Raw genomic sequence first — 22,152 nt, 5'->3', positions numbered from 1 at the left:
ATTATTCTCCCCCGTATGTGGTATCTTTAAGAAAATCAAGGTATTTTTTTCTAGAGCGTTCGTAAAACACTAATTGAGAGTTTATATGCTCTTTGCCCCTTTTGTCAACCCTTTCATAAAGGCCGTCTGCTTTCTGTATCCGAAGCTTATCCGTATCTGATAATGTAATATCAAGCATATTAATAATTTCTTCTTTAAGGTCTTTTTCCTCTATGGGAAAAGCGATTTCAACCCTTCTGTCAAAATTTCTCGGCATCCAATCGGCAGAAGCAAGAAATATCCTGGGATTTTGGTCATTTTCAAAATAATATATCCTGCTGTGTTCAAGAAACCTGTCCACAATGCTTACTACTTTTATATTTTCGCTAAGTTCCGGCACGCCCGAACGCAGGCAGCATATCCCCCTTACGATAAGATTTATTTTAACCCCTGCTTCCGATGCTTTATATAAAGCTTTTATAATCTCCTCATCTACAAGGGAATTCATCTTTGCTATAATTTGAGCCGGCCTTCCGGCTAAAGCGTTTTCTTCTTCTCTTTCTATTTCTTCTATAATCATCTTTCTAAGGCCTGCAGGGGCAACGTATATTTTATTCCAGCCTGTAATTTTTGAATACCCTGTCAAAACGTTAAAAAGAGCGGAGATGTCCTTTCCGAAGGTCTCCTTGCATGTAAAATAGCCTATATCCGTATAAAGCTTCGCTGTAGAGTCGTTATAATTACCTGTGCTTAAATGGACATATCGTCTTATTCTGTCCTCTTCTTTTCGTACAACAAGAAGGGCCTTGCAATGGGTTTTAAGCCCTGTTAAGCCGTATACTACGTGGCAGCCTGCCTGCTCAAGCTTCCTTGCCCAATTAATATTATTTTCTTCATCAAACCGTGCCTTAAGCTCAACTACCACAGTAACCTGCTTTCCATTTTCCGCAGCCTCCATAAGGGCATTTACAACGGGAGAATTTCCGGATACCCTGTATAAAGTCTGTTTAATGGCAAGAACCTGAGGGTCTAATGCCGCCTCTCTTAAAAAATCAATAACACAGCTAAAACTGTCATAAGGGTGATGGAGCAATATATCTTTTTCTCTTATGGTTTCAAAAATATCCTTATCCATAAAGTCTGTTATGGGATTTGGCCTTAATGTGCTATTTTTAAGGTGTTCAAAGCCTTTAAAACCCTCAAACTGAAACCATACCGTAGAGTCAAGAAAACCTTTTATCCTATATAAATCCTCTTCTTGAACATCAAGCTCTTTTTTAAGAAAGCTTACGGAGCTTTTACTCATATCCTTTTCTATTTCAAGGCGTACAGGCTTTCCCCATTTACGCTGCTTTATATACTTTTCAATTTCATTAATTAAATCAGGGGCATCTTCTTCGTCAATTTCAAAATCGGAGCTTCTTGTGATTCTGAAAAGAGCCGATTTTAATACCTTATGGCCTTCAAAAAGCTCTGATATAAAGTTTTTGATGATATCTTCCAAAAATATAAATTCTCTTTTGCTTTCCTCTGTTTTAGGAAGCTCGATTATCCTTGGAATAACCGTAGGAACCTGCATTACGGCGTGAAGATTTTCCTCATCATCGTTTTCAGATTCAAGCTCTATAAGATAAACCAGTGCTTTATTGTTTAAAAGCGGAAAGGGCCTTGAATTGTCTATTGCCATAGGGGTCAGAATCGGAAAGATAGTTGAATTGAAATATCGCCTTGTAAACTCTTCCTGCTTTGGACTTAAGTCATTGTAGCTTAGAAAATATATTTCTTCCTTTTCAAGGCTTGGAAGAATGGAACGGTAAAGGCAGCTATATTGCTTTGAAACCATATCGTGTACTCTTATGCTGATTTTTTTAAGCTGCTCCAAAGGAGAAAGCCCTGAAGGGTCCGGCAAGCCTCTGCCTGCCTCTATCTGGCTTACAAGGGTAGAGACCCTTACCATAAAAAACTCGTCTAAATTTGAAGAAGTAATTGCAAGAAATTTAAGCCTTTCTATTAAGGGGTTTTTCTTATCCTGAGCCTCCTCAAGAACCCTGTCGTTAAACTCCAGCCAGCTTAATTCCCTATTTATATAATATTTTTTATTAGATAAATCCATTATATCACCTTCCGAATTCTCATAACCGGACGCATACCGAAAACCTCTTCAAAAAATACGCCTTTATCCTCAAAAGCCCATTGCTCAAGCTCACAGTTCTTATCGGTAGAGGCATTTACAATAAGCTCATTGCCTTCAATTCTTACGGAAATATCCGTGAACTTCTGCATTTTGCTTCTGTCCATGGCATCTGCAAGCCTTAAAACAGCCGCAAGCTTTGAAACAAGGACCTTTTTTGATTCTTTAAGTCCTTTATAATTATCATCTTCCATGTTAGGCACATTACGGGAATGATATAAAGCAATATTTGCCACAATATCTATTTCGTCCTTTGAAAGCCCCGCTATTTCAGAGCCTTTTATTAAATGATAAGAATGTATGTGATGATCCTGCATATTTACATATTTTCCGCAGTCATGAACAATGGCGGCCGTCTGAAGGAGAAGCTTGTCTTTTTTGCCAAGGCCGTGAATTTTTTTCATCTTATCAAATATTTCCATGCAGAACTTTGACACCAGGCTGTAATGCGCTTCCGATGAGCCATATTGTTCTGCTATTCTTTCGGCAGACATAAGGGTATTTTTATTAAATTCCTTATCTATTTTTGAAAGCTCATCAGAATAAAGACTTTCAAAAGCAAGAGCCTCTGCTAAAAATATATTGGGAACATGTATTTCCTTGGCATCTGTAAAATTAATAAGGCTTTTATAAATACTCATTTCCGCAAGAAGAATATAAGCCTTATCCTGAGGAATACCGTAATCCTTAGCGATTCTTTCAAAGGGCTTGAATTTAATCTCATCATAAAATTTAAGGAATTTTTCTCTTTCTATATGGAAAAAGTTTTCATCTTTGCCGCTTTCACAAAGCTTTGCTATCATGGGAAGCTCTATTCCCGATGCAATAAAGTTTTTAATGTTTTCTGGGGCTTTGTTTTCCATGCTGGACATGTAATCCGAAAGAAATTCTTCAAAAACAAGGTAATATTCAGAAGAATATTCCGAAAGGGCCTCAAACATCTCCGAAAGCCTAAGGCTTCCTGCCCTGATATTCTGGATTATGGGAATGCTTCCGTTTTCCCAGAAGGCAACACCCACAGAGCCGGAGCCTGTATAGCTCATCATGGTGGAATCCTTAAGTTCCTCGTTCATTATATAGCTCATCATTTTAAATATATAAAGCTTTTCCGTATTATCATCAATTAGCCTAATATCCAGCCCTGTTTTAATTTTTATCTGGTCCAGTATATAGGGCCTGTTTACGGCTTCTCTTATGGCAGTTGTAGCTATCGCCTTTATAAAGCTTACTCCGTAATCCTCACAAACCTTAAGAAACCCCAGTAAAATCTCACAGACCTTATTTACCTTATCATAGGAAATTTTGCCTTTATTGAATGTATCCTTTGCTAAATTCAAAGGATATTGAAGGCTTTCGATAAATCCTATTCCTCTCTTGCTTCTTTCAGCTATACGAAGTCTAAGCTCGTTTGAGCCTATATCTATTATAGCCACAATATTTTCCTTTTTCTTTTCGGCCATAATAATTACTCACCTCTCTACTAAGTCCATAGATACCTGTTTAATATGTACTTCAGAAAAATAATTATGCCCTGGGCGGTGTTTGAGAATAGGTAACCCAGTAAAAATAATAAATAAACTAAAGTTTATTCATTATTTTATAAAGGAGAAAATCACAGAGACAGCAACGCTATCTTGCGGATTTTCAATGACGCAGCTGGGCTTTCTGGCAAGATAGACTAGGATTTTGATTTTTCAAACACGCCCTAAATTATTCTTTTCACATTTACAATTAGTATACCTTATTTAGCTTATTTCTGCCAGCAAAAACATAAAGCGCTTATTTATTAAGCCTAAGATGAATCATATTTTAATCATCATTAAGGCATGTAATAATTTTCAGACTATTTTAACATACTTTTAAGAACTTTTAATAGTTTTCACTGTTAAACATATGTTAAATTTGTGTAAACCGCTTGAATAATAAGATGTTTTCTGTTATTATAAAATTACAAAAATATAAATCAAAAGGAGTGATTGAATGATAAAAAACTTAAAACTTATTGCAATTGACATGGACGGAACTACCCTCAGGGACGATAAAACAATATCCCCAAGGACCAAAGAAGCAATCAAACGCTTAATATCAAGAGGGATTATAATAGTACCTTCCACAGGACGGCCTTCTCTTAATCTTATAGAAGAGGTTTTGGGAATCGAAGGAATTGACTACAGCATTACATCAAACGGAGCACAGCTTACAGATTATAAGAATAAAAAAATTATTCACGAAGCATATCTTCCGGCAGATGCCGCTGTAGATACCATAAGAAGGCTCAAAAGCTTTAACGGCTATATATACGCCCACTCAGACGACAAAAGCCTGAATGCCCCCGACCCTTATGGTGAAAGCCAGAAAGAAATCCCCAACATTTTAAAGGACCAGAAGGAAGCCATAGAAATGATGGAGGAATACATTTTAAAAAATAAACCGCCTATCCAAAAAATAGCCATGCTTTCTAGAAGCCGCGAAGACCAGAATAGAGTATTAAGCTCAAAGCATTTATTTAAAAACATTAACGTAAATTCTTCAGGAGCAAATAATATTGAGTTCAACAGCCTCGAAGCTTCAAAAGGAATAGCCTTAAGAAGGCTTTGCAGAATGCTGAATATTCCGAGAGAACAAGTGGCGGCTATAGGCGATAATGAAAATGACCTCTCTATGCTGAGATTTGCAGGCTATAAGGTTGCGATGGGAAATGCTTTAGCATCCGTAAAAAAAGCTGCAAATGAAATCACCTTAACCAATCAAGAAGACGGTGTTGCTGCATTTCTTGAAAAAATAGCAATTTAACAAGAATGACCGAAGGGTCTTTTTTTTTTGCCCTTTTTTGCATATAAAAAAGCTCCCGAAGGGAGCTTAGTATACTTATTTCTTCTTTATTTGGATATTTCACTTAAAAATACGCCTACGCCGTGACCGGGAGCAGTTTTAAGCTTTCCTAATTTCATAAGGGATTTTTCTATCATTGCAATTGCAACAATCATGTCGTTTTCATCGGCATTACCCATGTGACCAAGCCTGAAAGCCTTTCCGGCATATCCGGCTAAAGCACCTGCCACAACCACACCGTTTTCCAACATGGCACTTCTGAATTCCTGATCGTTAATATCGTCAAAATATAAGAAATTGGTTAAGGTTGTAGCTCTTACATCTTCATCTGCAAGTATTCCGAAGCCTAAGCTTGATACGGCCTTTTGTACGGCTCTGCCGTATTTTATATGTCTTTGGTACCTGTTTTCAAGGCCTTCTTCTTTGATAATTCTTACAGACTCTTTAAGCGCCCAAACGAGATTAATGGCAGGAGTCGCAAAATATTTGCTTGTATCGTTCATAATCGGTAGCCATTTTTCAAAGTCTGCATAATACTCAGGAATATCTCCTAAGCTTTCTCTTCTTTCAAGGGCTTTTTTGCTTGCCCAAACCATCGTAAGGCCGGGGCTTACGCCAAAGGCCTTTTGAGAGCCTGTAAAGAGAACGTCTATGTTCATGCCTTCCATGTCTTCAGGCTCTGCTGCCGTTGAGCAAACGCCGTCTACGATGTACATGGTATTGGGATATTTTTTAATTACCTCGCCTATTTCTTTTATAGGGGCGGATACGCCTGTAGATGTATCAACATGGGTTACTGTCATAGCAGCGTATTCTTTTTTGCCTAAAGCTTCGTCTACTTCTGCAGGGCTTACGGCTCTTCCCCAGGGGGCAGAAATTACGTCTATGTTAAGGCCTTTTCTCTTGCATATCTCAATAAAGCGATCCCCGAAAAATCCGTTTGACACGATTAAAACATTGTCGCCTCTTTTACAGGTATTGGATATGGCCATTTCCATTCCGAAAGTACCTGTAGCTGCAATTACAAAGTTCTTTCCGTTTCTGTTATTGAAAAGCTCGTTTAAATCGTCTACAACTTCTTTAAAATCCTTTACAAACTCGGGGTCCCCGAAGGCTGCAACTTCTCTGCCCATTTGATCCTGAATGCTTCTTACTACAGGCGTAGGCCCGGGAATCATTACAACTTTTTTATTTTTCATAGCTAAACCTCCATATATGGATTTTTTAAATATTAGTTATATACTTTAATCATACTTTTATAGCGCAGCAAAACTTCTTACCCGCTATTTCTACTAAGAAAGAGTATAACACTCCGGGATAAATTCTTCAACGACATATTGAAAATATTGATATATTAAAATTTATACAATGATACTTACTCTATTTCTGTATTTGTATTTAAAAAGCTGCAGCCTTTTATGAAAATATCCAGCTGCTCTTCAAAAACTTCTATTGCCTTTGTACTGCTTAATTTAGGGTATCTGTGCTTTACTAAATAGCATATTCTTTTGGGCTTAGGCTCTGAAATCTCGAATAGTTTTATGTCCTTATCATTTTTTTGGAGGAATGAACCTATAGACAAAGGTACTATAGACCAATAATCCGATATTTTTAAAAACTGCATCACAAGGCCAGCCGTATCTACGACAAGGTTTTTCCTTTTTGTAGGGTCCCACCATTTATCATGCCAGCTTACATAGTCCGTTCCCCAGTTAACGTATATTTCATTTTCAGGGTCAAGCGTACAGGGGCTTATTTCTTCTTTGCCGGTGAATTTTCTGGAATAATCGTATGTTGCAAGCACCAGCTTTTCCTGAAATACAGGATAGCTTAAAATATCGCTAAAATTGATGATTCCCAGTACAAGGCCCAAATCAAGCTCATAGTTTTTTAAAAGATTATATACCGTAAAGGTCCAATGAGAACTTACATTGATAGTAAAGGGATTATCTCCTGATATAATGCTTCTGAAAAGAGGCGGAAAAATATAAGAATTGAGGCTATCTACCGAGCCTATCTTTAAATACATATTATCTTGGCCTTTATTCTTCCAGTCATCGGTATCTCTTTCCAAAGAAAGCCATCTTTCGGCAATGGCTATAAACTCCTCTCCTTCTCTTGTAAGGGTTATGAATCTTTTCCCCTGCTCTCTCATTATCAGCTGAATCCCCAGCTCCTGCTCCAGCTCATTAAGCCTGTAGCTTACGGTAGACTGAGAAAGAAAAAGCTTTTCCGCGGCCTTAGCAAGACTATTTGTCTCGACGATTGCCAGAAAAGTTTTTATGCCTAAAATATTGATACAACTCACCCCCGAAATAAATTCTGCGAATAAAAATTCAAGCTCCAATATACTATCGTAAATTTAAAAATAAACAGTAGCAAAACCGTATCTTCAATTAGACTTAAAATGCGTTTTAGAAGAAATACAGGAAATCGCATTTTGTGAAATTGCCTTTATTTGATTTTATTTATTGAAAATCTCATTATCTTACTGCTGTATAAAGGCAGCCCGCTATGTTTCTGAAGAAAATCCATATTTTTGAGACTCTTATAAATAAAGCTTTGTTGCTTCTTTATTAGAAACTTACTATAGTAATATACCTTAAATAGGGTAACAAAAAGCGTATATTTTGAATGGCTTCATTTAAGCGCTTCTATAGATGAAGCCATTTATGAAAAATAGGTTTTTGTTACTGCCTTAAAGCTATATTACTTTATGTTTAAAAATACAAGTTTTAATATTTAGATATTATATAGTGGTTTTTTTTAATAGTCAACTATGACGTAATTATGTATAATTACTCTATATAAAGAGCTTAGTTTAAACATATTTTTTCTTATAAATCGTATTTTTTATATCAAAATACAAAGTATTTGATATTTTATTTTATAAATATGAAAGGGTGATACCAATGGCATTTTTTAAGCTTAAGGGCGTAATCCCGCCTATGATAACTCCGTTTAAAGAAAATGGCGATGTAGACTATGACAAACATATCGTCAATGTAAAAAAATGGAACAATTACGACTTGGGCGGATACCTCGTTCTCGGTTCAAACAGCGAAACCGTATATTTGAATGAAGAAGAAAAGCTTGAGCTTATAAGGCTTACCGTTGAAAATAAAAAAGACGGAATCCCCGTGCTTGTAGGCACAGCCCTCGAATCTACAAAAGAAACCATAAAGCTTACAAATAAGGCCGCTCAATTAGGGGCAGACGCCGCCCTCTTGGTAACCCCTTTCTACTATGGCTCAAATATGAATGATGAGGCTCTTATAGGGTATTATACAGAAGTTGCCGATGAGATAGAAATACCTGCTCTTATTTACAATGTAACAAAATTTACCCATGTGAATATTTCGCCTAAAGCAGTCTCTGCATTAGCCGGCCACCCTAATATTATAGGAATGAAAGATAGCTCCGGAAGCATCCCTCAGCTTATAGATTTAAAAAGGGCCGTAGGAGACAATGATTTTAATTTAATGGTGGGAACAGCTTCCGCATGGTACCCTGCCCTTACATTAGGCATAGAAGCTTCCGTAATGGCTCTTGTAAATTGCTGCCCTGAAGAATGTGTAAATATTCAAAAGGAATATGACGCCGGAAATTATAAAAAATCCCAGGAGATTTATGAAAGAGTCTTTCCTGTTAACAGTGCAGTAACAGGTAAATACGGAATAGCAGGATTAAAGTATGCCTGTGACCTTCTTGGATTTAACGGGGGATATGTAAGAAAACCCATGCTTCAAATAAAAGAAAATGATAAGAAAGAGCTTGAAAAAATACTTGGAGAGGCAGGCCTTTTATAATCTATAATAAGTTTTAAGTGAAACAGTAACAAAACCGTATATTCACGAGGGTTCAAAAATATACGGTTTCCAAATGAAACCTGTGTTTTTGAATCCCTAGTGAATAGGTTTTGTTACTTCTTTATAAGAAATTTATTATACATAAATACTTATTCTATAGCAGCGTTTTATGCTGCTATTTTTTATGGAGAATCAATAAAATATCCTTTTAATAATATATTTATGCACAAGGCAAAAACTATGGTAAAATATTATAGAAAAACATGTTTATAAAACCTTTGTGCCGATTTACAGTAAAGTGTTCAAATCTCAAAATTAAAATACCAAAGAGGCATTCATATGACAAATTTAAAACCTGTTTTAAAAAAAGCGGCTATGGGTACTTTTCTTATCGTTATTTTTGCAATGATAAACATCAACCTTGTTACCCCTAACTTTGTAATTTCCGTAGCCATCATATTCCTTCCTATTTTCGGCTTTTTATCTAAAGGCTTTCCTCTTTTTACCACTGCCCTCTTTTCCTCCATAGGGGTGGTAATATTAAGGATACTTTTATATTTATATGAATATCAGACAGTTTCCGGCGTATTGGCTAACTGTGTGCCTGAAATGGCTTTTTATATTGTATATGGATTGCTCCTTAGGCTTTATTTCGTAAAGCATGCCAATTATAGCAATAGATATAGAAACTTTATTCCTCTTGTCATTATAGACATTGCCTCAAATACTGCCGAGCTTTTCATAAGGCTTGATTTTAATGCTTTTATGCCCCATGTTCTTTTAGGCCTTTTTATTGTTGCAATTCTTCGTTCCCTTTTATCTCTTGTTGTCCTTGCCTCTCTTGAACACTATGGCATCCTGGTTATAAAAAGAGACGATGCAATTCGCTATCGGCAGCTTTTGATTATGAGCAGCAATTTAAACAGTGAAATTTTCTGGCTGAAAAAAAGCGCAGCTCTTATAGAGCGAACAGTTTCTGATGCCTTTAGCCTCTATAATGAGCTTGAAAAGATACCCGAAGCAAAGGCTTACGGCAAAACCGCCATGGGTATTGCAAAGGATATTCACGAGGTAAAAAAAGAGTATATCCTAATTACAAGGGGTATAGAAAAGGCTTTATTAAACACAAATCTAAACGTAGGAATGGAATTTAAGGATATATGCAATATACTTGATAAAAGCCTAATATCCGGTTCTGATAAAAATATTAAGCTTTTTATTGAATATGACCATAATTTCTATACGACGAAGCATTATTATTTAATGTCCGTTCTCCATAATCTTATTTCAAATTCCATCGATGCTGCAGGAGACGAGGCTGGAAACATCTGGCTTAGAGAAACATCTGATGGTGAATTTTTTATTTTAACAGTGGCGGACGACTGCGGCGGTGTAGACGAAGATTATATAGATAGAATATTCACCCCTGGCTTTTCAAATAAAATAAATGAGGATACCGGCGAAATAAACAGAGGCCTTGGCCTCCCTATTGTTAAAGAAATCGTTGAAGAAAATTTCAGCGGAAAGCTGGAAATGGAGAGTGCAGACGGGCATACAAAATTCACTCTTAAACTACCTATTAAAATATTGGAGGGTTAATATGAGCAACTTTTTTCTTATAGATGATGACAGAGCTGTCTTAAGCATATTAAAAATAATAATAGAAAAGAATGACTTGGGAAATGTTTGCGGAATGTTTGCCGATCCCAACGATGCCCTTGACGAGTTATCCCATACAAGACCTGATATTATAATCGTAGATCTTCTTATGCCGGAGCTTGATGGAATAAGCTTTATAAAAAAATCTTCTAAAAAGTTAAACAATGTAAGTTATATCATGTTAAGTCAGGTATCCTCAAAAGATATGATTGAAAAAGCTTATGACGCCGGAATCGAATTTTTTATTCAAAAGCCCGTCAACAGCATCGAAGTCGTAAATGTGATAAATAGGGTTAAAAGCTTTATAAATATGGATAGAACCTATAAGAAAATATACTCTATTTTTCAAAGCGAAACGGAAAAAAATAACCCATCTGCCGATACCCTTAACGGCATTTCCGTCTTAAAACCTATGGAAACAAAAATAACCTCGATTCTTCATAGACTTGGAATCGGAGGCGACCCTGCTTCTAAGGATATATGCACAATCGTCTGCCATATTGTACAAAATGGATTGGATAAAACAAAGCCAAGCATCACCGACTTATGTTCTTTATACAGCCAAAGTCCTAAATCTATGGAGCAGCGTATGCGTAGAGCCGTTTCCCAGGCTATGACAAATATCGTCCATATGGGTCTTGAAGACTATAATAATGACGTATTCAGCGAATATGCTAATGTTCTTTTTCAATTTGAACAAATTAAGAAGGAAATGGATTATCTTAGGGGAAAATCGAGCCAAAGGGGAAAAGTCTCTTTGCGAAATTTTATTTATGCCCTTTCCGATATCATCTATACTTATTAAACTTGAAAACCGTCTTTTATTTTAAATTTATAGTAAATTCAAAATTAATAGTAACAAAACCGTATATTTATGTAGATAAAATGTACAGTTTCCGAAGGAAATCCGCATTTTGATTCTTTAAGGAATAGATTTTAGTTGCTTCTTTATAAGAAATCTACTACAATGATAAATTTTCCTTAGTCTACAGTGAATAAACCTGGTCTTTTTGAAGTTTCTTCACTATTATTTACAATAATATGTTTTAGCTATATTTACCGGTAATATTGTTTAAAAACACTGTTCAATTTTTGTATATTTTGTTAAAGTTACTTTTTTAACGATTCGCCTTTATAACTTTTTGATATTTTTCGTAGTTTTTGGAAACCCTTATTATAAAATAAGTATATAGTAGTTTTTTGAAACTATTATATATTTTTTTATGTGAGGAGATGTGTTTATATGGAAATGCTCTACAGTATTGTTGATAAGCTGAATGGTCTCATTTGGGACGTGCTTTTAATCGCACTTCTTTGCGGTACCGGACTGTTTTTCACAATTCGGCTGAACTTTGTACAATTCAGGAAGTTTGGTCAAAGCTTTAAAGCTACATTTGGTTCCATAAGCCTTAAGGGAGATAAGGCCGGAGCTGAGGGTATGACTTCTTTTCAATCCCTTGCTACTTCAATTGCGGCGCAAATAGGTACAGGAAACCTTGCGGGTGTTGCTACCGCTATGGTACTTGGCGGCCCAGGCTCCGTTTTCTGGATGTGGGTAAGCGCAATCCTTGGTATGGCAATCATTTACGCTGAAGCAACCTTGGCCCAAAAGTATAAAACTGTTGTAAACGGCGAAGTTGTGGGCGGACCGGTTTACTACATACAGGCTGCCTTTAAAGGCACTACAGGAAAAACTATCGCGGCAATATTTTCCGTGCTTATTATATTTGCTCTCGGTTTCATGGGAAATATGGTTCAGGCCAACTCCATAGGCGGAGCAATGCAGGCTGCTTTTGGAATTCCTTCTTATATAACAGGAATAGCCCTCGCTATTTTAGCCCTTATTGTATTTTTAGGCGGAGTTCAGCGTATCGTATCAGTTACAGAAAAAATCGTTCCTTTAATGGCCGTTTTCTTTACAATATCTTCTTTTATCGTTATTTTTGCCAGAGCAGACATGATTATACCTTCTTTTGTACAAATATTCGTAGGTGCTTTTAATCCTGATGCCGTTCTCGGCGGTGTTCTCGGCGTAACCATTCAGCAGGCCATAAGATACGGCGTTGCGAGAGGTTTGTTTACCCATGAAGCCGGTATGGGTTCAACTCCTCATGCACATGCCCTCGCCAAGGTTAAGCACCCTTGTGACCAGGGTCTTGTAGCAATGATGGGCGTATTCATAGATACGATTATTCTTCTTCCTATGACAGTTCTCGTTATACTTACTACAGGTTCTCTCGATGGAAAATTAACAGGTATCGAGCTTACGCAGTCTGCTTTTGCAAGTGTTCTCGGAAATATGGGATATGTTCTCGTTGCAATATCCGTTCTTTTCTTTGCTTTTGCAACAATCGTAGGCTGGTATTTCTTCGGGCAGGCTAATGTTAAATATCTTTTCGGTAAAAAAGCAATTCCTGTATATTCCATTTTAGTAGCTGTATTCGTAGCAATAGGCTGTACGCTCAAGGTTGACTTTGTTTGGGCATTGGCAGACCTTTTTAACGGATTCATGGTTATACCAAACGTTATTGCTCTTCTCGCCTTAAGCGGTGTCGTAGTAAAGCTTACAAAGGAATATGAGCAAAATAAAAAATAGCATAAATTAATTCATATTAAAATAAGAGCTGCCTGTAAATCAGGCAGCTCTTATTTTTAGTATTATCGTTACCAAACTTAAAAAGACTTACAAACTTACACTTGCATTTTTTTCAAGTTCACTTAGCATAATTACTATCCTCTTGCTGTTTCAACAAACTTTTTGGCTCTTTCCGGATCTATTTCGTTCCAGATAATGCCGTCATATTTTAAATTTGTTCCTACAACGCAGCCATCTCCTATTTCAAGCGCCTGTTTTACATTGCTGTTATTAATTCCACTTGTAATCAATACGGGCGTATTAGGATGATTTTTCTTAAGGGTTATTACCTGTTCAAAATCCGGGGTAGTGCCTGCCTTATCGGTAACAAGAATACCTGCCGGCTCTAAAACGCCTAAAGCATCTTCAACTACTCTTTCAATGCCTCTATCGTCAAGGATTACCCCGCCGTGGGCTGAAAAATAGCTGTATAAACGAACATCGTCCGCCCCTATATTTTTCTTAAACCTATAAATATCTGCCGGTCTTATTTGATGAAAGCCATATGTATCTGAATAAGTACCTGAAATATATCCTCTTATGAACTTGGCCCCTATTGCATTTGCTATGCTTATGGCAGCTTTAGCATCCATTAACACACCGCAGCCATAGGGAATATTTACATCTTGAATTACTTCTGTTGCAATTCTCGTATAAGAAGCTATAATTTCCGGGCCTACTTCAAAAAGGTAAGGCCTGTCTCCTTCATTGGCAAATATAATAGCGTCAAATCCTGCCTCTTCCAAAGCTTTGGCTTCTCTTTTTGCTCTTTTAACATGTTCTGCCATGGATACTGTAGGGTCATAGTGAGGAGTTCCCGGTAAAGGCATGAAATGCACACAACCGATTAAGGGCGCTTTCGTTTTAAATAATTCCTGATGTTCCTGAATCTTTGTCATAATTTCCTCCTGATATATTACGCCAATATTTTAAAGAATGCACATACAAAGCCGATTATAAAAAGCGTAATTAAAATATATACTGTAGATTTTTTCTTTTTAAAGTAAAGATAAAATACAAGCCCTAAGACAGCTAAAGGAAGCATATTAGGGAATATTTTATTTAATATGTCCTGTATAATAATTGGGCTTTCATCTATGGTTACGCTTAATGCAGTCGTAGCCTTAATGGAAGTTGCCGCAAGGGCTCCCACAACCATCATAGTAACTATTTTCATAGCATCTGTTACGCTTTTCATTAAATTAGATGAAAGCAGTTTTATTACAAATGTCTTTCCTGTATTATATCCTGAGAAGAAAAGGAAACCGCTTACAATAAGAGCATATGCAGTAAATGCTAAAACATAAAATACAGGGCCGAAGGCATTGGCTTCCTGGGCAAGGCCTACACCGATGCCAAGAAGGATAACTTTAACAATACCTTGGGTAATGGAGTCCCCTATTCCGGCAATAGGCCCCATGAGCGAAACCTTAAGGTTATTTATAAAAGAATCATCCACATTGCCCGATGCCGCCTTTTCTTCTTCTACTGCCGTTACAATCCCTATAATGATTGCACCCCATGTGTTTTCGGTATTATAAAAAGCCATATGCCTTGTGAGAGCGGCAGCAATATCATCTTTATCTGTATAGAGCTTTTTAATGGCATGGGAAATGGCATGACAAAAACCAAGGCCCATAAGGCGTTCATAATTGTAGCAAATCTGGCCATAGCATATCCATGTAAGCCATACTTTTATAAGGTCTCTTTTTTCAAGCTTATTTGAAGCCTTTGCAACAGCTGCATTAGAATTATCCATTTATAGCACCTTCCTTTCCGTCTTTATCCTTATTTCCCAAAACATATATAGCGGCAACGCATATACCAAGAATTGCAATAAAAGTAATATCAAGCTTTAAATAAGATACAAGTATAAAACCAATTACAAAATAAGGAACGTATTTTATCTTCCAAACATAGGAAAGAAGCATTGAAATTCCAAGGGCAGGGATAAGCCCTCCGGTAATTTTAAGACCTGAAATTATAACGGGAGGTATAACCGACATAATGCTTTCTAATAACTGAGAACCGAAATAGACCGCAAGAAACGAGGGTATTGCATATGTAATAAAGGGAAATATCTGAGAGGCAAAGAGATTCATATTACGAATACCTTTTATATCACCGGCAACGGCATATTTGTCGGCCCTTTGCACCCAAATAGCATTCATTGTCATTTTAACGTTAAAGCAAAGAAGCCCTAATGCACCAAGGGCAATAGCTACAGTTAGGGCAGCCTCCGGCTCTAGGTTTGCAGAAACCGCAAGAGCCGTACCCAGATATCCTGCTATGGCAAGGTCCGATGGAAGAGAACCTCCAACAGCAATTGTTCCAAGATAAGCCATTTGAATTACAGCGCCTGTTTGAAGCCCCAGGGCCAAATTGCCGAAAAGCAATCCGTTCACTAAGCCTCCCACAAGGGGCGCACCAAAATAAAAGGACCATCTTAGGAACATGGGCATAGCAGTAGCTACATACCAGGTAATCAAGCCCACAATTAAAGATTGTAAAAATAAATTCATACTCTGACCTCCTCTTAATAGTTTAAGCCGAAGAAGAAATGAAAATTAATACTAAATTGCAGAACATAATTGTTCCTGCAATTAGGGCATGTTTTGAAATCGGAATATCAGTGGAGATTTCGCCTCAAAAATTGAAATCCAGATAGCCGTATAGTATAATGTCAAAGGCATTATACTCAGGTTTTACGAAGCAAAAATCCTGAGAAAACACAGAAATACTCTTTAAGCTTTTTCTTTCCCTTGGAAAAGAAAACCGCTTTTATAAAAAACCACTATTGCCTTGAAACGGACAGCGTTAAAATATCAAAGAATATTTTGTCTTTTTAGCCTTACGCAATTGGGATTAAAATAAATTCTATTATAAAGCCCTTGGGATTTCATAAGGCGAGCCCAAGTGCATTTTGAGTATTTTTGATTAAGAAATTTCTTTCAGGCAAATAAACTAAGATTTAATGTTTCAAAACATGCTTAGCATAGTTTTCATTTCTAAATCATTTCGGCTGTTACTGAATTTCCTTAAAGGGTACAGCCGGTTCTTTCGGCATCATTCTTAAATAAACATTGCACCCCGTATCAGATATTTCTTCAAATATCTTCTTTTCTGCAGGCGACATATAGACGGTATTAGATACCCGTTCCCTATCCTTTCCGGAGCCCATATTGCCTACCATAAGCTCATCAAGCTTGATGCCTGCCTTTATGGTGTTAAGGACGTATTTCGGCGTCTTATATAAAATCAATACAGGCGTATCATCTTTAGAGCTTTCAAATTTCTCTTTAAACTTTTCAACGCTTAAAATATCGATTTTAATGCCTCCCAATACGGAGAGCATAAGGATTTCCCTCGTAAATTCATCAGCATATACCTCATCGTCGATTACAATAATTTCCTTTGCGCCGCAGTATGAAACCCATGCCGTCATGACCTGCCCATGGATCAGACGCTCATCAAGCCTCACTAATGCAATTTTCATAATTAACCCTCCCCGTCATAATCAATCACATTTCAGTCTTATTTTGATTGTTTTTTCATGTTTTGAGTATATCAAGCTTCATTTTGTTTGTCAATTAGAATTTATACTATAATTTTGATGAAATATATATTCATTTTTGCCAGTATTTGAGCGTTTAAAGTTGACAATTTTTTAAACCGCAATTATAATAATTCTATCAATCAACCTGTTCAATACGGAGGAATACAAATTGAAAGCTTATGAAAGAAGAAAAAAAATGCTGAGCTTAATAAACGATATGAAATTCGTATCTATGCAGGATTTAAAAAATTATTTGAATGTTTCAGAAGCGACTATCCGCAGAGATTTAGCAGATTTAGACGCAAACGGAAAAGTTATAAGAACTCACGGCGGCGCCAGCAGTATTTTTGTAGACTATACTTACGACGGTAATTTCCTTCCTGATGTAATGAGCGTTGAAAAGCGGCAGATTGCAGAAAAAGCTTTCAATCTCATTAAAGAAAACGACAGCATTGTCCTCGATTCCGGAACCACCGCTTTAGAGCTTGCAAAATTAATCGGCGAATCAAGCAAATCTTTATTTGTCATAACAAATTACACCATGTCAATAAATTACCTGGCGAAAAATAAAAATTGCCAAGTTTTTGTCATCGGCGGAAATCTAAATAATAACACAATGGCCACAAGCGGTACCTTTGCCGAGGAAGCATACAATCAGTTTCATGTAAATAAAGCCTTTTTAGGCGCCAATGGCGTAAGCCTCTATTACGGCATTACGGCTTCAAAAATCCATGTTGCAAAGGTTAAAGAAAGCATGATGAAAATAGCCGGGGAAAGCATTTTACTGGCGGACCATTCAAAATTTGAAAAAGTTTCTCTCTGCCGGTTTGCCCCTATAGAAAGGATATCGAAAATAATTTGTGATGACGGACTCGACGATGTACTTTATGAAAAATATAAGCAGTATATCTACATTCCTAAAGAAAATTAAAAAACCGCGGAATATTCCGCGGTTTTTTATATAAAGATAAAAGTTTGATTATGTAAAATATTGATTTATATTATGCGAACTTAAAAAATTATACATGCATAAGCTCATAAGCAGTTTTTCAAGTGAATGCTTCCTTATAGTTAACAAAAAAGTTTTCAAGTTTGTCAACTATATAGGTTTTTTAATTTGTTTTTTAAATCCATGATACCTTCTTGACCGGCATCTATAGCTTTTTCCTTTAACTTTTCCATATCGTCTTCTTCATTAAAGCCTAATTCTAAAAGCATGGGAAGATTTACACCGGTAATAATCTCTATGTTTTTAATTTCTCTATTTTTTAAGAATACTTTTGTCGCCGTATTATATGGGGTTCCTCCTACAATATCCGTCAGAACCAAAATATTTTCATAGTTTTCATCTAGCAGCTCTTTTTCAACTTTATCGTAAAAAAGCTCTACGTCTTCTCCGGGCTGAAGGCCAAAAGCCTTATAATCCGTTATATCAAAAAATAGTGAGCAGGAATTTAATATGCCTTCTGCCATATTTCCATGGGTAATTATTACGTTTTTTCTCTTCATAGCAGCCTCCTAACTTTAAATCAATCATAATAATTCATATTCACTCTAAGTATGACTGATATTGATTATATCATTTATTATCCTTTTGTCAAGTTAAGTCGTTTTCGTCAGCTTTTGAAGTAGTTTCTTTTTTCATTTTTATTATATTGGGCTTATGTATATGGGTCTTTGAAAATTGGGTAAGGGAATGTTCGTAGGCTCTGTTTGCCAAATCCGTATAAATAATATCAATAAGATTAAGCTGGGATATTCTTGAAGACATGGCTCCGCTTCTGAAGGTAGATTCATTTGCGGCAACGTATAGTTTTAAATCGCTGTGTTCCGTCACAGGAGAAGCCCCGTATCTTGTAATTGAAATTACCTTTGCGCCGTTATTTTTCATTTGTTTTATGCATTCAACGACTTCAACGGTCTGGCCTGAATAGGAAATGGCTATACCCAAATCTTCCGGGAAGGTATTCCTCGCCTGAAGAAGCTGGGAATGCCAGTCGTCATTTAAAACACAGGGCTTTCCAAGCCTTAGAAATTTAAGGTAAAAATCCCTTGCCACGCAAAGGGAAGAGCCGATTCCATATAAATATACAGTTTTACACTGAAATATCATATCTACGGCGCGCCTTACGTCGTCTATATCAATAAGGTTTTTGCTGTCTTCAAGGGATATAATGTTTTTATAAGTAATTTTATTGACGATTTCTTCAAGGCTGTCAAGCCTTGTGATTTCCTTTTTTTCCTCATCCTCGCTTTTTCTTCGCAAAGCAAGCTCGTATATTACCGATTGCCTGAACTCCTTATAGCCCTTAAATCCTATTTTTCTGCACATGCGAAGTACCGTAGCTGGCGATGAAAATGTTTTCTCCGCAAGCGAATGTATACTGGAATTTAAAATATCCTCTGGATTTTTAAGCAAGTGTTCCATAATAACTTTTTCCGTAGCGCTGGCAGTATCTAATGATTCTCTCATAAGAAGCAAAGCACTTTTCATTAATATCCCTCCATCAAATAAGCCGGAAATAATGCTTAATACAGTAAATCAGCTAAAAAAGCTAAGTTGATTTACTATAAGATTAAGGATAGCTTATTCAAGTTTAAAACAAAAGACTGGTTTGAGCTTGGATAAGTATAACCAACTTATACAAATGATATAAATAATCAGGATTAATTATATTTACAGTATATCATAAACTTATTCCCCAAAGTATACTTTATACTCAGCAAATTTAAAAATAATACAAGAATAAGCCTGTAAATCATTTTAAATGAGCGCCCTCTATCGTTAACAAATTGATGTTCAAATTTGTTAACGATACTTTATTAAATATACTCATGAAGCTTAAAACAGTCTTTTTTAAGTTTCATAAGTTTTTCTTCCATATAGAAAAACGGACCTTCGGCTGCCGGAAGCCTAAAGGGCCGTTTAAAGCATAGAATATTCACATTTTTCTAATATCACATATTTGCCGGAACAAGCCTAATTTGGCTTCCGTTGGGCACACAGTCTAAGAGAGGAAGGTATTTTTCGTCTACTTTGCCTATGACATTGACTCTTTCATCAGCCGGGTAATTGTTTCTGATGATTTGAAGTTCACCTGAATATCTGCCGTATAGAATATTATCTACGGTTATGCTTCCCCTTAGGCGTTCAGCTTTTTCAGAAGGCTCTACCCTGTCTCCAAAGCATGAATATTCCCTTGATTCTGAAAGGCGTATTGCGCCTTCGGGAGAATCCGGCCTTGAAGTAAATACTTTTTCGTAGAGAAAAGCATATTTTTCTTCCACTGTTACCGGAATAGGCAAAATATCTTCCTTTGCAAAGCGCTCAATAAGCCTTAGCTCCTTCTCGCTTATCTCTATATCCCCTACAAATATACTGTCCACATTAAAATTTCGGACGAAATCTGCATAGGCACTGAAAGGCTGCCAATATCTGTGTTTTTCCAAAGTAGGAAGGCCTTCAAAAACAGGGCCCCTTTTTTCCTTATCTCCGGGTATGAAGGCATATACAGGTATGCCGTTACTTTGAAGCATTTTAGAAGACTCCGCAAAAAATTTATCTGAAAGCCCTGTCTCAGGCCTTGGATAAAAATTATGCATAGCAGAAGCCTTTCCGCCGGATTTCACTATCTTTTTCGCCAAAGCTTCATTGATTGTAGAAGCATTAAGAACTATAGGAATTCCTTTAGATATTTCTATAATTTCATCATCGGTAAAGCCATAGTCTATTCTTAAGCTTGAAATCCCCAGTCTTTTAGCGAACTTAACCATATCACTTTCACCGAAGCTATTGACGGTTTTTTTAGAAATATCCGCTAAAATACGATAGCCTTTTGCAGAAAGCCATCTGCACATATCCTCGGCCTTCCTGCAGTAATCTTCTCCGAATTCTTCTGAGATATGAAGGGACGTAAATATTTCTATGTCTTTTGTGTCTTTATTTTCTAAAAAGCGGTGTACCCTGTCAAAGCTTGACAGGTACACCGAATAGCCTAAAGGATTATGCTGATGCAACATCTTCATTTTTAATAAATATACTTGTAATAATGAATCCGGCTACGTATGCAATCACAAGACCTAAGAAGAAATTAAGCATCATGGCTGCCGTCTGCATAAGCGGTATGGCAACAAGGCCTGAAGGCCCCCATGCAGTTGCGCCTACACCCATGAGCCTTACAAAGGCTCCGCCGAAACCTGCTCCAAGACCGGCAGTAATAAACGGTTTACCCATGGGAAGGGTTACACCATATATCAGGGGCTCTCCAACACCTAAGAAACCGGCAGGAAGGGCACCTATAATAGTTTTTTGCATGCGAAGGTTGTTAACTTTTCGTGCTTTAAGGTAAATGGCAATCGCTGCGCCTACCTGACCTGCCCCTGCCATAGCAAGAACGGGGAAAAGAGTAACGCCGCCGGGAACCCCCATTTTAGCCACAAATGTTTCAAGCTGCACAGAATAAATAGGGATTAATCCGTGATGAAGCCCAAGGAGAACCATAGGAAGAAATACAGCTGCAAGCACATAGCCTGATATTACGGAAACGACCGGATTCGATGAATTTATAATTACAGAAAGCCCCTTAACTAAAATATCGGATATAAAGCCTGCTGCCGGCATTATGATAAATACAAAGAGGACTGCCGTAATCAAAAGAGTAACAAAAGGAGTAATAATTAAATCCAAGACATCGGGAACAATCTTACGTATCTTCTTTTCTATTTTGGAAAGTATCCATACGCCTGCGATAACACCTATGATACCGCCTTTTCCTGTAGTAAGTATGGATTCCAGAGGAACTTCTGCATTGTAAAGGCCGAAGGTTTGAGATATGGTAACAATCTGACCCATAATACTCATGGCTCCGATCATTCCGCCGAGAGCAGGCGTTGCTCCGAATTTATTGGCAGAATTGATACCTGTGTAAATTGCGAAATAGCTTAAGAAACCGCCGCCGATCAACTGAAGCATGGTTATAAATATAAACCAGAAACCGCCTGCTTCTATTCCGCCGGTCATAGCCGCCTTGCCAAATGCCGTCTGGGAAAGAAGGCTTGCAACTCCGTTGAAAAGACCTGCGGCAATAATAGCAGGTATCATAGGAATGAATATGTCTGCTATTACTCTAAGAGCGTCTTTCAGTTTATTATCTTTCTGCCCGCTCTTTATCGCCTGCTTGTTAGCCTGCCAGTCTTCTGTCTCTGCCTGTACGTATGTAACGCCAGCTTCGGCAACAAATGATTCGGTTACTTTTCTTGCCTTTCCAGGGCCTAAAACGATTTGCAATGTGGCATCTTCTACAACACCCAGCACACCTTCCGTGGATTTTAATCCTTCAATATCGGCCTTGGAAGGATCTTTCAGCTTAACTCGAAGACGCGTCATACAGTTTGCAGCTGAAATAACGTTTTCTTTTCCGCCTACCAGCTCCAAAATTCTTACGGACAATTCTTGGTTTGTCATAATTTAAACACCTCTCTCATTAAATTT

General features: G+C 37.1%; 18 protein-coding genes. 6 read left to right on the top strand and 12 right to left on the bottom strand.

Going from position 1 to position 22,152, the window contains the following annotated elements; translation table 11 throughout:
• Position 1: 1 nt before the first annotated feature.
• Both NBX03_RS07075 and NBX03_RS07070 read right to left on the bottom strand, forming a co-directional pair.
• Positions 2-2,092, bottom strand: coding sequence for an RNA degradosome polyphosphate kinase (locus NBX03_RS07075; RefSeq protein ID WP_250230051.1), 2,091 nt, complete (start codon positions 2,090-2,092; stop codon positions 2-4).
• Entirely contained in the window at positions 2,092-3,630 is a 1,539-nt protein-coding gene (locus tag NBX03_RS07070) for a Ppx/GppA phosphatase family protein (protein ID WP_250230050.1), read from the bottom strand. Before NBX03_RS07070 ends, NBX03_RS07075 begins: the two co-directional genes overlap by 1 nt.
• 520 nt (positions 3,631-4,150) lie before the next feature.
• Here NBX03_RS07070 and NBX03_RS07065 point away from each other — a divergent pair.
• Positions 4,151-4,963: a Cof-type HAD-IIB family hydrolase gene (locus tag NBX03_RS07065; protein WP_250230049.1), complete on the top strand. Its 813-nt coding sequence runs from the start codon at positions 4,151-4,153 to the stop codon at positions 4,961-4,963.
• Positions 4,964-5,049: 86 nt separating this feature from the next.
• Here the strand turns inward: NBX03_RS07065 and NBX03_RS07060 are convergent, their stop codons facing one another.
• Together NBX03_RS07060 and NBX03_RS07055 are read right to left on the bottom strand one after the other, a co-directional pair.
• Complete coding sequence (locus NBX03_RS07060) at positions 5,050-6,201, bottom strand: pyridoxal-phosphate-dependent aminotransferase family protein (protein WP_250230048.1); 1,152 nt, start codon at positions 6,199-6,201, stop codon at positions 5,050-5,052.
• Positions 6,202-6,377: 176 nt separating this feature from the next.
• Positions 6,378-7,349 carry a LysR family transcriptional regulator gene (locus tag NBX03_RS07055; RefSeq protein WP_250230047.1) on the bottom strand — a complete coding sequence of 324 codons (972 nt, stop codon included), beginning with the start codon at positions 7,347-7,349 and terminating at the stop codon, positions 6,378-6,380.
• Between the two features lie 565 nt (positions 7,350-7,914).
• On the opposite strand from NBX03_RS07055, the gene NBX03_RS07050 reads away from it, so the two are divergent.
• The 4 genes from NBX03_RS07050 (at position 7,915) to NBX03_RS07035 (ending at position 13,066) form a co-directional block, all read left to right on the top strand.
• Positions 7,915-8,811, top strand: a complete 897-nt coding sequence (locus NBX03_RS07050; protein WP_250230046.1) for a dihydrodipicolinate synthase family protein — start codon at positions 7,915-7,917, stop codon at positions 8,809-8,811.
• A 339-nt stretch (positions 8,812-9,150) separates the two neighbouring features.
• Positions 9,151-10,410, top strand: coding sequence for an ATP-binding protein (locus tag NBX03_RS07045; protein ID WP_250230045.1), 1,260 nt, complete (start codon positions 9,151-9,153; stop codon positions 10,408-10,410).
• A 1-nt stretch (position 10,411) separates the two neighbouring features.
• A complete protein-coding gene (locus tag NBX03_RS07040) occupies positions 10,412-11,275 on the top strand; it encodes a DNA-binding domain-containing protein (RefSeq protein WP_250230044.1) in 864 nt (287 codons plus the stop codon).
• A 438-nt stretch (positions 11,276-11,713) separates the two neighbouring features.
• Positions 11,714-13,066: an alanine/glycine:cation symporter family protein gene (locus tag NBX03_RS07035; protein ID WP_250230043.1), complete on the top strand. Its 1,353-nt coding sequence runs from the start codon at positions 11,714-11,716 to the stop codon at positions 13,064-13,066.
• Between the two features lie 134 nt (positions 13,067-13,200).
• Here the strand turns inward: NBX03_RS07035 and NBX03_RS07030 are convergent, their stop codons facing one another.
• The 4 genes from NBX03_RS07030 to NBX03_RS07015 form a co-directional block, all read right to left on the bottom strand.
• On the bottom strand, positions 13,201-14,004 hold the full coding sequence (locus tag NBX03_RS07030) for a BtpA/SgcQ family protein (RefSeq protein ID WP_250230042.1): 804 nt from the start codon (positions 14,002-14,004) through the stop codon (positions 13,201-13,203).
• A gap of 17 nt (positions 14,005-14,021) precedes the next feature.
• On the bottom strand, positions 14,022-14,864 hold the full coding sequence (locus NBX03_RS07025; RefSeq protein WP_250230041.1) for a PTS system mannose/fructose/sorbose family transporter subunit IID: 843 nt from the start codon (positions 14,862-14,864) through the stop codon (positions 14,022-14,024).
• Entirely contained in the window at positions 14,857-15,627 is a 771-nt protein-coding gene (locus NBX03_RS07020) for a PTS mannose/fructose/sorbose/N-acetylgalactosamine transporter subunit IIC (RefSeq protein ID WP_250230040.1), read from the bottom strand. Before NBX03_RS07020 ends, NBX03_RS07025 begins: the two co-directional genes overlap by 8 nt.
• Positions 15,628-16,130: 503 nt before the next feature.
• The gene (locus NBX03_RS07015) at positions 16,131-16,601 is read right to left on the bottom strand and encodes a PTS system mannose/fructose/N-acetylgalactosamine-transporter subunit IIB (RefSeq protein WP_250230039.1); all 471 of its coding nucleotides are present in this window, start codon (positions 16,599-16,601) and stop codon (positions 16,131-16,133) included.
• A 229-nt stretch (positions 16,602-16,830) separates the two neighbouring features.
• Here NBX03_RS07015 and NBX03_RS07010 point away from each other — a divergent pair, with 229 nt between their 5' ends.
• The gene (locus tag NBX03_RS07010) at positions 16,831-17,592 is read left to right on the top strand and encodes a DeoR/GlpR family DNA-binding transcription regulator (RefSeq protein ID WP_250230038.1); all 762 of its coding nucleotides are present in this window, start codon (positions 16,831-16,833) and stop codon (positions 17,590-17,592) included.
• Positions 17,593-17,756: 164 nt separating this feature from the next.
• On the opposite strand, the gene NBX03_RS07005 is transcribed toward NBX03_RS07010, so the two are convergent.
• From NBX03_RS07005 to NBX03_RS06990, 4 genes are all read right to left on the bottom strand, one after another.
• Complete coding sequence (locus tag NBX03_RS07005; RefSeq protein WP_250230037.1) at positions 17,757-18,170, bottom strand: PTS sugar transporter subunit IIA; 414 nt, start codon at positions 18,168-18,170, stop codon at positions 17,757-17,759.
• Between the two features lie 88 nt (positions 18,171-18,258).
• Positions 18,259-19,155, bottom strand: coding sequence for a MurR/RpiR family transcriptional regulator (locus tag NBX03_RS07000; RefSeq protein ID WP_250230036.1), 897 nt, complete (start codon positions 19,153-19,155; stop codon positions 18,259-18,261).
• 464 nt (positions 19,156-19,619) lie between these two features.
• Positions 19,620-20,687 (bottom strand): MupG family TIM beta-alpha barrel fold protein, encoded by a 1,068-nt coding sequence (locus tag NBX03_RS06995; protein ID WP_250230035.1) that lies wholly within the window; start codon positions 20,685-20,687, stop codon positions 19,620-19,622.
• On the bottom strand, positions 20,665-22,125 hold the full coding sequence (locus NBX03_RS06990; protein WP_250230034.1) for a PTS transporter subunit EIIC: 1,461 nt from the start codon (positions 22,123-22,125) through the stop codon (positions 20,665-20,667). Before NBX03_RS06990 ends, NBX03_RS06995 begins: the two co-directional genes overlap by 23 nt.
• Between the last annotated feature and the right edge of the window lie 27 nt (positions 22,126-22,152).

The organism is Anaeropeptidivorans aminofermentans (assembly GCF_940670685.1).
Lineage (GTDB): Bacteria > Bacillota > Clostridia > Lachnospirales > UBA5962 > Anaeropeptidivorans > Anaeropeptidivorans aminofermentans.
This window is presented reverse-complemented; position numbering and strand designations above follow the sequence as displayed.

Bases quoted from the DNA above. Each gene is read 5' to 3' on its own strand.
- NBX03_RS07075 (WP_250230051.1), bottom strand. From the start codon at position 2,092: ATGGATTTATCTAATAAAAAATATTATATAAATAGGGAATTAAGCTGG.
- NBX03_RS07070 (WP_250230050.1), bottom strand. From the start codon at position 3,630: ATGGCCGAAAAGAAAAAGGAAAATATTGTGGCTATAATAGATATAGGC.
- NBX03_RS07065 (WP_250230049.1), top strand. From the start codon at position 4,151: ATGATAAAAAACTTAAAACTTATTGCAATTGACATGGACGGAACTACC.
- NBX03_RS07060 (WP_250230048.1), bottom strand. From the start codon at position 6,201: ATGAAAAATAAAAAAGTTGTAATGATTCCCGGGCCTACGCCTGTAGTA.
- NBX03_RS07050 (WP_250230046.1), top strand. From the start codon at position 7,915: ATGGCATTTTTTAAGCTTAAGGGCGTAATCCCGCCTATGATAACTCCG.
- NBX03_RS07045 (WP_250230045.1), top strand. From the start codon at position 9,151: ATGACAAATTTAAAACCTGTTTTAAAAAAAGCGGCTATGGGTACTTTT.
- NBX03_RS07040 (WP_250230044.1), top strand. From the start codon at position 10,412: ATGAGCAACTTTTTTCTTATAGATGATGACAGAGCTGTCTTAAGCATA.
- NBX03_RS07035 (WP_250230043.1), top strand. From the start codon at position 11,714: ATGGAAATGCTCTACAGTATTGTTGATAAGCTGAATGGTCTCATTTGG.
- NBX03_RS07030 (WP_250230042.1), bottom strand. From the start codon at position 14,004: ATGACAAAGATTCAGGAACATCAGGAATTATTTAAAACGAAAGCGCCC.
- NBX03_RS07025 (WP_250230041.1), bottom strand. From the start codon at position 14,864: ATGGATAATTCTAATGCAGCTGTTGCAAAGGCTTCAAATAAGCTTGAA.
- NBX03_RS07020 (WP_250230040.1), bottom strand. From the start codon at position 15,627: ATGAATTTATTTTTACAATCTTTAATTGTGGGCTTGATTACCTGGTAT.
- NBX03_RS07015 (WP_250230039.1), bottom strand. From the start codon at position 16,601: ATGAAAATTGCATTAGTGAGGCTTGATGAGCGTCTGATCCATGGGCAG.
- NBX03_RS07005 (WP_250230037.1), bottom strand. From the start codon at position 18,170: ATGAAGAGAAAAAACGTAATAATTACCCATGGAAATATGGCAGAAGGC.
- NBX03_RS07000 (WP_250230036.1), bottom strand. From the start codon at position 19,155: ATGAAAAGTGCTTTGCTTCTTATGAGAGAATCATTAGATACTGCCAGC.
- NBX03_RS06995 (WP_250230035.1), bottom strand. From the start codon at position 20,687: ATGAAGATGTTGCATCAGCATAATCCTTTAGGCTATTCGGTGTACCTG.
- NBX03_RS06990 (WP_250230034.1), bottom strand. From the start codon at position 22,125: ATGACAAACCAAGAATTGTCCGTAAGAATTTTGGAGCTGGTAGGCGGA.